11 protein-coding genes and 2 pseudogenes are annotated in these 12,660 nt (G+C 64.4%); 11 read left to right on the top strand and 2 right to left on the bottom strand.

The window, feature by feature from the left end; translation table 11 throughout:
* Nucleotides 1–34: 34 nt before the first annotated feature.
* From VSR71_RS08930 to VSR71_RS08920, 3 genes are all read left to right on the top strand, one after another.
* Nucleotides 35–1,294: a tyrosine-type recombinase/integrase gene (locus VSR71_RS08930; RefSeq protein ID WP_342913787.1), complete on the top strand. Its 1,260-nt coding sequence runs from the start codon at nt 35–37 to the stop codon at nt 1,292–1,294.
* Nucleotides 1,295–1,448: 154 nt separating this feature from the next.
* Complete coding sequence (locus VSR71_RS08925; protein WP_342913786.1) at nt 1,449–2,270, top strand: type IV toxin-antitoxin system AbiEi family antitoxin domain-containing protein; 822 nt, start codon at nt 1,449–1,451, stop codon at nt 2,268–2,270.
* Complete coding sequence (locus VSR71_RS08920) at nt 2,254–3,207, top strand: nucleotidyl transferase AbiEii/AbiGii toxin family protein (RefSeq protein WP_342913515.1); 954 nt, start codon at nt 2,254–2,256, stop codon at nt 3,205–3,207. The genes VSR71_RS08925 and VSR71_RS08920 overlap by 17 nt, the downstream gene beginning before the upstream one ends.
* Before the next feature lie 6 nt (nt 3,208–3,213).
* Here the strand turns inward: VSR71_RS08920 and VSR71_RS08915 are convergent.
* Nucleotides 3,214–3,513, bottom strand: a pseudogene (locus VSR71_RS08915) (helix-turn-helix transcriptional regulator); the annotation flags it as partial.
* Between the two features lie 450 nt (nt 3,514–3,963).
* Here VSR71_RS08915 and VSR71_RS08910 point away from each other — a divergent pair.
* Nucleotides 3,964–4,821, top strand: a complete 858-nt coding sequence (locus tag VSR71_RS08910; RefSeq protein ID WP_342913514.1) for a hypothetical protein — start codon at nt 3,964–3,966, stop codon at nt 4,819–4,821.
* A gap of 119 nt (nt 4,822–4,940) precedes the next feature.
* Here the strand turns inward: VSR71_RS08910 and VSR71_RS08905 are convergent, their stop codons facing one another.
* The gene (locus VSR71_RS08905) at nt 4,941–5,423 is read right to left on the bottom strand and encodes a hypothetical protein (RefSeq protein ID WP_342913513.1); all 483 of its coding nucleotides are present in this window, start codon (nt 5,421–5,423) and stop codon (nt 4,941–4,943) included.
* A 53-nt stretch (nt 5,424–5,476) separates the two neighbouring features.
* Here VSR71_RS08905 and VSR71_RS08900 point away from each other — a divergent pair.
* The 7 genes and pseudogenes from VSR71_RS08900 to VSR71_RS08870 all read left to right on the top strand — a co-directional run.
* Nucleotides 5,477–6,026 (top strand): annotated as a pseudogene (locus VSR71_RS08900) (integrase arm-type DNA-binding domain-containing protein); the annotation flags it as partial.
* Between the two features lie 16 nt (nt 6,027–6,042).
* Complete coding sequence (locus VSR71_RS08895; protein ID WP_428979374.1) at nt 6,043–6,447, top strand: tripartite tricarboxylate transporter substrate-binding protein; 405 nt, start codon at nt 6,043–6,045, stop codon at nt 6,445–6,447.
* A gap of 35 nt (nt 6,448–6,482) precedes the next feature.
* On the top strand, nt 6,483–6,863 hold the full coding sequence (locus VSR71_RS08890) for a hypothetical protein (RefSeq protein WP_342913512.1): 381 nt from the start codon (nt 6,483–6,485) through the stop codon (nt 6,861–6,863).
* A 141-nt stretch (nt 6,864–7,004) separates the two neighbouring features.
* Nucleotides 7,005–9,116, top strand: a complete 2,112-nt coding sequence (locus tag VSR71_RS08885) for a TonB-dependent receptor (RefSeq protein ID WP_342913511.1) — start codon at nt 7,005–7,007, stop codon at nt 9,114–9,116.
* Between the two features lie 17 nt (nt 9,117–9,133).
* Nucleotides 9,134–9,850 (top strand): ABC transporter ATP-binding protein, encoded by a 717-nt coding sequence (locus VSR71_RS08880; protein WP_342913510.1) that lies wholly within the window; start codon nt 9,134–9,136, stop codon nt 9,848–9,850.
* Nucleotides 9,847–11,265, top strand: a complete 1,419-nt coding sequence (locus VSR71_RS08875) for a DUF3526 domain-containing protein (RefSeq protein WP_342913509.1) — start codon at nt 9,847–9,849, stop codon at nt 11,263–11,265. The genes VSR71_RS08880 and VSR71_RS08875 overlap by 4 nt, the downstream gene beginning before the upstream one ends.
* Nucleotides 11,262–12,650 (top strand): DUF3526 domain-containing protein, encoded by a 1,389-nt coding sequence (locus VSR71_RS08870; protein WP_342913508.1) that lies wholly within the window; start codon nt 11,262–11,264, stop codon nt 12,648–12,650. The genes VSR71_RS08875 and VSR71_RS08870 overlap by 4 nt, the downstream gene beginning before the upstream one ends.
* Nucleotides 12,651–12,660 lie beyond the last annotated feature (10 nt).

Below are 12,660 nucleotides of genomic sequence, written 5' to 3'. Positions count from 1 at the left end.
CAGGAGACCTGCTGATGCCCGGAAAGCCGCATAAATCAAGCTTTCCTCAGGAGACTTTTACCGTCAAAGACCTGAGCCCAAGACGTATAAGGCTTTTGACCGCGACGGCATGTACGTGACGGTATCGCCCACCGGTACCGTCACCTTCCGCTACGATTACCGTCTCAACGGGCGGCGGGAAACGCTGACCATCGGCCGCTATGGGCCGGCCGGCATCTCGCTGGCCCTGGCCCGGGAAAAGCTGCTCGACGCCAAGAAGGCCGTCACCCTGGGCAAGTCCCCGGCGCAGGAGAAGCAGCGTGAGAAACGCCGACTGACCGCTGCCAAGAGCTTCGGCGACATGACCGCCCGGTGGCTCGCCGACGCCCGGATGGCCGACAGCACACGGGCGATGCGCAAGAGCATCGTCGATCGGGACATCCTCGCGGCCTTCCAGAACCGGCTGCTCAATGAAATCACCGCTGATGACCTGCGTGCCTTGTGCAACAAGGTGAAGGCGCGCGGTGCGCCCGCCACCGCGGTGCATGTCCGCGACATCGTGAAACAGGTCTATGCCTTCGCCATCCTGCACGGCGAGAAGGTGGATAACCCGGCTGACGACGTGGGTGCAGCCTCGATCGCGACGTTCATGCCGAAGGATCGTGCCTTGTCGCCGCTGGAGATCCGGTTGATGGCGCGGCAGGTGGAGTCGGTCGCCACCTATCCGACCATCCGGCTGGCGCTGCGCCTGGTCCTGCTGACGTTGGTGCGCAAGAGTGAGCTGATCGAGGCGACCTGGAACGAAGTCGATTTCGAGAATGCGATTTGGACGATTCCGAAGCAGCGGATGAAGGGGCGCAACTCGCACGTCGTCTACCTCTCACGCCAGGCGCTCGACATCTTCGTGGCGCTGCATACCTGCGCAGCCGGTTCCAAATTCGTCTTGCCGTCGCGCTACGACGCCGACCGCTGCATGTCGAAGGCAACCTTGAATCGAGTGACACAGATCGTGGCCGAGCGGGCCAAGGCCGCCGGATTGCCGCTGGAGCCGTTCACCGTCCACGACCTGCGGCGTACCGGCTCGACGCTGCTGAATGAGGTCGGCTTCAACCGCGACTGGATCGAGAAGTGCCTGGCGCATGAGGAGGGACGTTCCTCGCGCTCCGTCTACAACAAGGCCGAGTACGCAGACCAGCGGCGTCACATGCTGCAGGAGTGGGCCGACATGGTCGATGCCTGGATCGATGGCCGGACGCACGTGCCGACGCTGATGCCCGAAAACGTGTCGGTGCCGGTGCTGAGCGCGACGTTGTGAAGGTGTCCCTATGGCTCTGATACTCGGGCGTGCCGCAGATCGCTTGCCAGCGGTTCATGATCGTGGAAAAAACAGCACTTTGAGTGAACTAATTTTCGATTTTTTAAACCAAAGTAGGTTGGCCGAGGTTTATGAATGGTGTATTTTGAGCACCATGAGTGATCAAAATACTGGAAAGCTAAACCGCCTCCTGACCCAACTGGGCGACACCACCCTGGTTTCCAGCCGGTGGCTGCGGGCACAGGGCTATTCCAACAGCCTCGTCGCACGCTACGTGGCCAGTGGCTGGCTGGTGTCGCCGGCGCGTGGCGTGTATTTGAGGACGGGCGGACGCTTGCAATGGGAGGGCGCGGTCCGCAGCCTCCAAGTCGGCGAGGCGTTGTCGCTGCATGTCGGGGGGCGTTTCGCGCTCACCTTACAGGGGCACGAGCACTACCTGCGCCTGGGCGAAGCCGGGACGATCACGCTCTATGGGCCAGACCGGCTTCCAGGGTGGGTGAGCAAGCTGCCGTTGAGCGAGCGCTTCGAATTGCGAGGCAAGGGGCCATTCGACCTGCCTGCATTGCGCTTCACGCCCCAAATGCCGGAGAACGCGTTGCTCGATCAGGGATTGGCATGGCATGAGACCAACGCCGGGACGGATGCGCTGGCTTGCTCCACCCCGGAACGGGCCATGCTGGAGTTGTGTGATGGCGTGACGGATGCGGCGTTGGTCTATGAGGCCGATGCCTTGATGCAGGCAATGACCACGCTGCGACCGCAACGGGTCGGCATGCTGCTGCGCCATTGCCGCAGCATCAAAGCCAAGCGTCTGTTCCTGGCCCTGGCCGAACGGCATCGGCATGCGTGGTTGTCGCATGTGCCGCTCCAAGGTGTCGATCTGGGCAGGGGCAAGCGCGCGCTTGTGCCCGGCGGCCGGTTGCACCCGACCTATCAGATCACCTTGCCTGGAGACCTGGATGAACACCTGGCTTGATCAATGGGACAGGCGCTACACCGACCGGGTGCAATTGCTGGTCGACATCCTGCCGGTGCTCGCACAGGAGCCGCGCTTCGCGCTCAAGGGCGGCACGGCGATCAACCTGTTCGAGCACGATCTGCCGCGGCTGTCCGTGGATATCGACCTGGCCTGGTTGCCGATGCAGGACTATGCCGTCGACTCGGTCCAGATCGACGCGGCAATGGCGCGAATGGCCGACGTGCTGCGCGCGCGGCCGTGGCAACTGCAGGTCCAATTGTCAGCGGGCGAGGGCGGCCGCGTGGCGACCCGGCTGGTGGTCAGCCGTGGCCGGTCGCGCGTGCAGATCGAGACCACGCCGGTGATGCGTGGCACCGTCCATCCGGTACGGCAGATGGTGGTCAGGCCCAAAGTGGAGGAGGCATTCGGATTCGCGTCCGTGCAGGTGCTCGACTTTGCGGACCTCTATGCAGGCAAGCTGGCTGCAGCGCTTTCGCGCCAGCATCCTCGCGACCTGTTCGATGTCAGCCTGCTGCTTGAGGATGAGAGGACAGGCGGAGCGCTCTGGCGGACCTTCCTCGTCTATCTGACCTGCAGTCCCAAGCCGGCTTGGGAGATGCTGGCGCCAAGGGAGCCTGCGGACTTCGAGGCGACGTTCAACGCGCACTTTCGCGGAATGACGTCTGAGGCGGTGAGCGTCGAGCAACTGCTGCAGAGTCGCGCGCGTTTGCTGGAACGGGTCGCGGCCTGGCTGGACCAAACTTCTCGGGCGTTTCTGCGTTCGGTAGAGGCCGAGCAGCCGGACTTCGGGTTGATCGACCTGCATCATGCGCTGGACCTCCCGGGTGTACGACGCAAGCTGTACAACTTGGCTCAGCGCTCGGAGGTGAAGCGGCAGGCCGATCGCTTGCAGTTGGAGCAGGCGCTAGCGCGGATCGCGGGGCGCGCAGGCTAAGATGCCTCAGCGTGCGACGCTGAAGGCTCGGACGGGGCGGCTTTTCCGCTGCCGGACGTCCGGGCCGGAAGCCTTATCCTCGGTATTGGCGCGCGAGACCTGTTTGCGGGTCTCGACCCAGGCTTCGACCTCCTCCAGATCCCAGACGACGCAGCGGGCCGTTAGCCGGAAGCGTCGCGGGAATTCGCCACGCTGTTCCATCTCATAGATCGTGGTCTCGGCCAAAGGCAGGATCTGGTGCAACTCATGGCGACGGATGGTGCGTCGAAAGGGAAGGGGAGCCTTCGGCAGAAATTGGGGCAGATCGGCTTAGCCCTCGATTCTGGGATGAGGCAGACGGGGCAAGGCGGGCGAGGCTTGTTCCAAGTTGTCGCGCATCGTCGAGTGTCCATGGCGAGAGTTGTTGCTTGCCATGTTGGCTATCGCGGGCAATCGGCACAACATGCTGCAGCGAAACTAGGCGTAGGATCGCTTGGATTCCTGACATCTCAACAGCGGTATCCGCCCAATCGACCAGCAGCTCCTCGTCCCTGACGGGGGTTATTTTGAGAGGGGCGTCTATTGTGATGTTCCCCGCCTTATCGCAACGGCAACGATGGGGGAGAAACAAGCCGATGACCGATGTGTGGGTACGATTTGGTCAAGTTGATTGTCTAGTTGTGTAGAGCGTCAACTACTATTGCCGGGGAAGGGACAATCCAATCGGATTAGTAAGGTATCCTGCCGCAGAATGTCGTCGACACGCGTGCCCCTCCTATGTCAAATCGAGATCCATCGCCACCCCGTCGCCACTATTACTCCGTCCGAGCCGGCAGGCGGGCCCCCGACGAGGGCTTTACGCTCGATGAATTCAAGCGGTTCTTTCTCGCGACCTATGTAAGGCTGGAAGAGAACGGGATCTTTCAGGAGTGGTTTGGGTATGGCTGCGTGGACCAGGGGGATGTCGCGGGAAAGGCTGGCGCTGATCCGGGCTTGTACGTATTTCGGAAGTTGCGTCGTAACGGGCTGTGGCCGGTGGGCGAGCACATTTCCGACTACTCCGAAGACGATCTATTCGATGTCATCGAGTTTCTGTATGACCATGCCTCGGAGGGTGTCGAAGGCTATTATCATCAGTTCGCAGACTGTGGCTGGCACTATAGGACGTTCGATGCGCGGGCAGGACGGGAGACGTTTCGGCGCGAGATTAACGACATCCTGGGGGACTACGGCCGTGGCTACGAGCTAACGCCAAGCGGAGAGATTCTCGCGCTGGTCGAAGATGTTTTCGCCCCCCTCCTGGCCGCAGAGCTGCCGCATGCAGATGCGAGCAACATTCGTGAAAGGGTCGAGGCCGCAAAGCTGAAGTACCGGCGGAGGGCCTTGTCCGAGCGAAGGGATGCGGTCCGGGACCTAGCCGACGTACTGGAATTCCTGCGGGGCGAGGCGAGGGCCGTCCTGCATGCCAAGGACGAAGCCGATCTCTTCAATCTCGCGAACAATTTTGGTATCCGGCACCATAACAAGGAGCAGAAGACAGACTACGATGCTTCGATTTGGCTGAGTTGGGCCTTCTACTACTATCTGTCCACCATCCATGCCTGCGTACGCCTGATCGAACGATCGAAACAATAGGTTGCAAGTGCGCAAGCGTCCACGGCCCCGATGTCCTAGGGGGGCGCAAGTAGCCAGCCGGTGCGAGCTTGCGTTGCCGGCTGGCTGTCGCACCACGATAGCAGCTTACTGGCCGTTGCTCACGGCGAGGACAGGTCCGACAGCGTGTTCTGGTAGGCGAGTTCCCCCAAGTGTGTACGCCATGCGTCCGCGTGGGCCCGGAGTGAAGCCAGCGCATCGGTCCTGACTTGCGTGGGGCTGACAACGGGCTGGGCCTGCAGTGCAATGCCCAGTTGGGTGCACGCACGGCGGTGCCGCAGTCCACTGGCGGCTAGGAGACGAGCGGCGGCATTGGGGACGCCGAAGCGCAAATGCTCGGGAAAGCTCCGGACGCCTTCGGCCAGAACGTTGCCGTCTCGCTCCAGTTTCTTCTCCAACAGACTCACGCCTTGCTCGACAATTGTCTGCAGCGAATAACTGATGCCTTGCGTGCAAACGCCAAGCAAGTCATCCATCGGCATGCCGACACGATCGGCAATCTCGCGATATTGCGATCCGCGCATCCACAGCATCGCAATCTCGAAGAACGGCGTGATGATGCATGTCACCATCTCCTGTGCCACGGGGCCTTGGCGTGCGGTTGGAGTTTTTGCTTGTACCGATCGTGTTTGGATTCGGCGCGGGCACCTTCCGCTACGATCCCCGTCTCAACGGGCGGCGGGAAACGCTGACCATCGGCCGCTAAGGGCCGGCCGGTATCTCGCTGGCCCTTGCCCGCCAAAAGCTGCTCGACGCCAAGAAGGCCGTTGCCAAGGGCAAGTCCCCGGCGCAAGAAAAGCAGCGTGAGAAACACCAACTGACCGCCACCAGGAGCTTCGGCGACATGACCGCCCGTTGCTCGCCGACGCCCGGATGGCCGACGGCACACGGGCGATGCGCACGAGCATCGTCGATCGGGACATCCGCGCGGCCTTCCAGAACCGGCTGCTCAATGAAATCACCGCTGATGACCTACGTGCCTTGTGCAACAAGGTGAAGGCGCGCGGTGCGCCCGCCACGGCAGTGCGCATGTTCGCGACGCGACTTGGACGATCCCGAAGCAACGGATGAAGGGGCGCAATCCGCAAGTCGTCTTTCTATCGCGCCAAGCGCTCGACATCTTCGTGGCGCTGCACACCTGCGCGCCGGGCCACGTCGCTGCCGTTCCTGAAGACCAACCGGCTGAAGGCCCTCGCGACCACTGTGCCCCAGCGTCTTTCCAGTCTTCCAAACGTTCCTACCTTCGCGGAGTTGGACTATCCGAAGTTGACGCAAGTCGTATGGATCGGACTATGGGTTGCCTTCGGCACGTCGCACGATGTCAGCGCCCAGCTACGTAAGTCGGCCATCGCCATCGTACAGTCGCCTGCTTTTCGTAAGAAGATTGCGGAGATCGGGATGGATCCCCCGCTGGGCGTGCCGATGGAGGAAATGGCGGCTCAGTTGAGTGAGTCGTCCCGGCGCCATGCCCAGAAGCTAAAGGAAATCGGCAATGTTCCGGACCAGGGCGGGCTCGATTGTCTGGGCACGTCTCTATGGGGGAAAGCTGGTCATCCGTCACAGTGGTGGTTTCGGCATCGACTTACAATTGCAATTGAGTTGCGTTAATATGGCGGCACTCGACACATCCACCGCTGCCACGAATGCGCAAGCATGCGAACTTCGTTCGTCTGATCTGGGCCATGCTCCTGCTCGTTCTCGTGCAGGCGTGGAGCGCGGCGACGCACGTGCATGCGATGCCAGAAGCGAGGGACGCGGCTGTCAGGCCGGAGGCAGTAGCCGCAGCCACGATCCCTGAGACGGACGAGGCGCCTGACGCCGGTACGACGGATTGCCATTGCCTGTGGTGCTCGCCGCGGCTGCATCTCTTCGTCAGCATTGCCTTCGTCGCGCAGCTTCTCTGCGCCGTCCTCCGGCTGCTGTCGCGGGTACGGGTCGATGCTCCCGTGCCGACATGGCGCACCCGCTTCCTCTCTCCACCAGCCTTACGCGGGCCACCATCGCTCTTCCGCGCCGCGGCTTAACTTTCCCGCGCCGAGCCTTCTGCCTTTCCGCCTGATCTCGCTCCCGTTGCGTCACGCAAACCGGGCAGCTTTCTCACGTCTGTAGATTTTGTACGGCAAGCCCGGTGCCCGTAGCGGCTACGGCCGGCTGCCGTGAGCCTCATGAAGATGAATGAAAACATTCGCGCCGCGCGTCCCGTCGCCTGCGCGCTGATCTCGCTGTCGTCGGGCGCCCTGAGCCAGGGTGCATGGGCCGAAAGCGAGCACGCGGTGCTGCCCGAAGTCAGTGTCGTGGCGGCCCAGGACACAAGTCTGCAGGGCAAGCGCACGCTCGTCACCACGGACAGCACTGGCCTGCCGGCCGCAGTCTCAGTGGTCACGGCCGACGAGCTGGGCACGATCAACATCGGCCGGGACATTTCCAACATGTTTCGCCGTGTCCCCGGCGTGGTCGCCAACAACATCGACCAGGGCGATACCGGCAACGGCTTCCGCATGCGCGGGTTCGCTACGCAAGGCACGCATGGCGCGGACACCGCGGTCTATGTGGATGGGGTGCCGCAGAACATGCCGTCCAGCCAGGCCGGCGCCGGGCATGGGCCAGCGTTTCTCGAATGGCTCACTCCGGACATGATCGGCCAGATCGAGGTCATCAAGGGCCCGGTCTCCGCGTTGTATGGCGACCAGAACCGGGCGGGCGCCGTGCCGATCAGCACGCAAGCGGGCGACGTCCCCTCCAGCATCGGCATCGCGCTCGACCGGTACGAGGGCCGGCGTGCGTCGCTGGTGCTGTCGGGCAGCTATGCGTTCAGGCCCGAATCGTCACCGATCCAGTCGTTGTTCGTGGCCGACATCTACCGCACGCACAGTTATCGATACGACGGCAGCACCGACCGCGACAACTTCTTCTGGAAACTGTCGACCAGGATCGGTGACGGCGTCTACAGCCTGCGGCTGAACCACTATCGCTCCGAATCGACAGCCGCTGGCTACTTGCTGCTGAGCGACCTGCAATCGGGCAAGGTAGATCCGCGCTCCACGCAGTATGGCCTGCCGGGCTTCGGCAGCGGCAAGCGCTCGATGTTCGCACTGAACCGAGCGCCCGCGAATGGCCAGGACGGCTGGTATGCCACGCTGTACGGCGAGACCTTCGAGCGCGAGCGTGGCATCGCCACCAGCAGCGTGCAGCAGACCGTGGGGTCGGATGATCGAAACATCTTCGGCGGCCGGCTGGCCAACAACTTCACGTTCGGGGATCGGGCCTCGATCATGGTCGGCGCCGAAGTGCGCCGTGACCGCGGCGACGCGCAGCGCCAGATCTGGGTCCGTGGCGTGCCCACGGCGAACTACATCAATGCGCAGGGGCTGGACCTGCTGACCTACGGGCTGTTCGTCCAGGGCCAAATCAGGCCCGTGGATACGGTCAAGCTGACCGGGGGGCTGCGGCGCGACTGGTTCGACTACGACATCGTCAACCGCAAGCTGCCGGCGGCGAGCACCGACTATTACGCCGGCGTGACCACACCAAAGATCGGCGCGGTCTGGTCGGTGCTGCCTCGTCTTGACCTGTTCGCCAACGTCGCGCAGGGCTTCCGCTCGCCGGCCGCGGAGCAGATCAGCAGCAGCGGGGCCATCGGCCCGCTGGGTGCGCCCGGCGGGTCGATCTACGACGTGTCGCCGTCGAAGGTGAAATCCTACGATGTCGGCTTCACCGCCACGCCGGCCACCGACCTCACCATCACCGCCGCGGCCTACTACACGTTGAACCAGGACGAGATCGTGGCGCAGCCGGACGGATCGTACAAATCTGTCGGCGATACCACGCGCAAGGGGTACGAGCTGGAAGCCCGCTGGCGCCCGCTGCGCGCAGTCTCCGTTTACGCCAGCTACGGGCACATCATCCAGGCCGAGGCGAACAACCCGCTGCCCAACACCGGGGCGCGGCTGTCGGTCCCGCGGCACCAGGTCAAGCTGGGTGCGGAGTACCGCCAGCGGCTGCAAGGCGCGCAACTGACCGTCAATGCTGATGCCTACCTGACCTCGGGCATTCCTTACTACATGGGGACGCCGCAGACGCAACTGCGCTTCATGCCGGCCTACACGCGGTATGACCTGCGTGCGGTGCTGGACTGGAAGCAATACCAGCTATCGCTGTTCGCCGTGTTGCAGCCACACCGGTTCTCGACCGAGGCCGCGTATGGATCGCCGGCAGGGCTGCTGGTCTCGCCACAGCCGAAATGGCAGTTCGGCATGGCGGCACGCTATTTCTTCTGATCAAGGGAGACGCGACGATGCTCGAAATTCGTGACGTGGTCGTCCATCGCGACGGGCGCCCGGTGGTGAACCGCCTCAGTCTCGCAGTACCGAAAGGCTGCGTCTACGCCTTGCTGGGCGGCAACGGTGCCGGCAAGACCACGACGATCGATGCGACGCTGGGATTCGTCACGCCGGCCGAAGGCACGGTGCTGGTCGACGGTCTGTCGCCAGCCACCGATCCCGCGGGCGTCAGGCGCCGTGTCGCCTATCTGCCCGAGAACGTCGCGCTGTATCCCTACCTGTCCGGCCTGGAGAACCTGCACTATTTCTGCGCCATCGGCGGAATCAGGCTGTTGCGTGGCGAAGCTTCGGCGCTGCTGGACCGCGTCGGACTGACCCGCGACGCGCACGGGCGGCGCGTGGCGAAATACTCCAAGGGCATGCGGCAGAAGGTAGGCCTGGCCATCGCCCAGGCCAAATCGGCTTCGCTGATGCTGCTGGACGAGCCGACCTCTGGGCTGGATCCTGCCGCGGCCGATGACATGGCACGCCGTGTCCGCCAGGCGGCGGATGCCGGCATGGCGGTGCTGATGGCCACGCATGACCTGTTCAATGCGAAGCAGCTCGCCGACCGGATCGGTATCCTGCGCGCCGGCGTGCTGGTGGCGGAGTTCGACGCGCACACGGTCGATCACGAGGCCCTGGCGCTTACCTACCTGGCCTATGCGCGCGGGGAGGGCGTGCCGTCATGATCGGGACTGTCGTCATAAAGGAAATCCGCTCGATGGTCAGGGACGGGCGCTATCTGGTGCTGCTGATCGTCGGCGCGGCAGTATTGGCCGTTGCCCTCATTGCGTCCTTGCAGAAGCAGGCTGCCGTTGCGCGCGAGGTGGCGCAGGTCGCCGCTGCGACACGGCAGCAGTGGGACGACCAGGGCGACAAGCACCCCCATCGCGGCGCGCACTTCGGCCTGTACGTGTTTCGGCCGACTTCGGCGCTGACCGCCATTGAGCCGGGGCTGGGCGACTACTTCGGCCAGGCGCTCTGGCTGGAACCCCATCGGCGCAATATCGCGCGCTTCGAGCCGGCGCAGGATGCGCTGCCGTCTACCCGCTTCGGCGACCTGAGCGCAGGGTTCGTGTTTGCCACGCTGTTGCCGCTGTTGGTAATCGCCGTCACGTTCGATGCGATCAGTGGCGAGCGCCAGCGGGGCGCACTGCGCATGATGCACAGCGTCGGACTCGCGCCAGGCCATCTCGTCGCCGGCAAGTTCCTGGCGCTGGCCGCGAGCTTTGCCGTGTTTGCACTGAGCCTGCCCATGGTGGCGGTCATCGTGGCATACGCTGGTGGCGAACCGGAGCACGGCTTCCTGTGGCGGGCGCTGGGGCTGGGTGGAGGATATTTGCTGTACACGGCGATCCTGGTCGGGATCGGACTGATGGTATCGGCCTGGGCTGCCGACAGCAGGAGCGCGTTGCTCGGGCTCGTGGGGCTCTGGCTTGCCTTCGTGTTCGTGATTCCGGGGATCGGCGCAGCCGCAGCGCGACATGCTGTGCCGCTGCCGTCGGCGCAGGCGTTCTGGGCGGCGATCCAGCGCGACTATACGGAGGGCTTGCCGGGCGACGGCAACCTGGCTGCACGCCAGCAGCGCCATGACGCGGCACTGCTGGCCCGCTACGGCGCGAGCCGCCTCGAGGACCTGCCGGTGGGCGCGGCCCCGCTGCGACGGTTGGCCCGCGACGCCTATGCCGACCGCGTCCATGCATTGCATTTCGACAGGCTTTGGCAAAGCTACGCGGCACAGGAGAACGTGATGCGCGCCGCCGCGTTGCTGAGTCCCGCGCTGGCGATCCGCAACTTCTCCATGAAGGTGGCCGGCACCGATCTAGCGCACCAGCACGACTACGAAGACGCCGCTGAGCGCTATCGCCGCGGGGTCAACACGGCCATCGATCAATGGGATGCCAGCCATACGCGCGGGCTGACCTCGTTCGAGGACAAGTACGCGGGCGCGGCGCTGTGGCGCGCCATCGGGCCCTTTGCCTACACGATGCCGCCGGCGTACTTCGCGCTGCGTGCCGCGCTGCCGGAGATCGCAATCCTGATCTTGTGGTGCGCGCTGGTCTTGGCCGGCTTGTCTTTCTCCCTCCGAAAAATGCAGCCATGAGTCATATGCAACAGACCTTCATCGCGGAATGGCGTCGCTTCATTGCGGCAGGCAATGCGCGTTGGGCCATGCTGCTGTTCGCTGCCGCCCTGTGCGCATGTGCCGTCGCGTCGGGCCTTGGTGCTCGGGCATGGCACGCGAGGTTCCAGCAACTGGAGGCAAGCGGCCACGCCGCGCTGCGGCTTGCCGGGGCCAAGGCAGCGCCGGTGGCGCCTGACGAGGCTGCCATGGCGGCGTTCCGCTTCGCCAGGTCGGAAGCGCCCGCGGCGTTACTGCCGCCGGTCGGTGGCCTGGCACTTGGCAGTGGCTTGTTCGATCTGCTGCCGCCGGCGATCCGCGTCACCGTGGAAAGCCGCCACACGGATGCGCGCAACGAGGAGAAGCTGGCCAATCCGCTGTTGCAGCGCTACGGTACCTTCGATTTGGCAACCGCCATCGCCCTGCTGGTGCCGCTCGTACTGGTGTGCCTGTGCGCGGGAATCGTCCAGGGCGAGCGCGAACGCGGCACGTGGCGGATGTCCGTGGCCAACGGTGCAGCGGCCGGGCGCGTGCTGGCTGCCGCCATTGCGGTGCGGGCGGGCGCGGTCTGGCTGATTGCCGCGCTCGCGTCTGCGCTGGCATTCCTGCTGGACCCGGCCGCCACACTCGTCGCCTATCTCGCATGGATGTTCTGCGTCACCGCGTTTATTGCATGCTGGAGCGCGGCCAGCGCTGCGCTCAACCTGCTGCCCGGCTCCAGCGCCACGGCGGTACTGGCGGGGCTGGGCCTCTGGGCCGTCGCAACGTTCGGCACGCCGGCCATGATCTCTGCGCTGGCCGACCGCTCGGCAACGATGCCATCACGGCTGGCTGCGATCGTCCAGATGCGCACGGCACAGCAGCATGCCGAAACCAGCATGCCGAAGCTGGTGGAGGACTGGTATCGGGCCCATTCTGGCTGGCTGCCCGCGACAGCGCGCCAGCACACATGGCCGGTCACCTATATGCCGCGCTACCTCGACCAGCAGGCGCAGATCCAGCCCGTCGTGTCCGCGTTCGACCGCGTGCGCGCGACGCGCTTCGAGCAGGCGCAGCGCTGGGCCTGGCTCTCGCCGTCGCTCTCGCTGCTGCTTGCCGCCGACCGGCTGGCGGGCAGCGACGCGCCACGCTATGCCAGCTTCATGGCACAGGTGGACCGCTTCGAAGCGCAGTGGCGTGCCTTCTTCGTGCCCCGCATCATGAGCTATCGTGGCGTTGCGCCGGGCGAATACCGGGACGCTCCCCGCTTTGCATGGACCGAAGACGCGCGCGTGCCGGCGTGGCACGGCGGGCTGCAGCAACTGGCGCAGGCTGCGGCGATACTCGGCCTGATCTTTCTGTTCCGGGCGCGCTTGGCGCGTCCGTAAGTCGATAGCC

Source organism: Cupriavidus oxalaticus, assembly GCF_038900635.1.
GTDB classification, from domain to species: Bacteria; Pseudomonadota; Gammaproteobacteria; order Burkholderiales; family Burkholderiaceae; genus Cupriavidus; species Cupriavidus oxalaticus_B.
The sequence above is the reverse complement of the archived record's forward strand: the minus strand, read 5'-3'. Positions and strand labels throughout refer to the sequence as shown.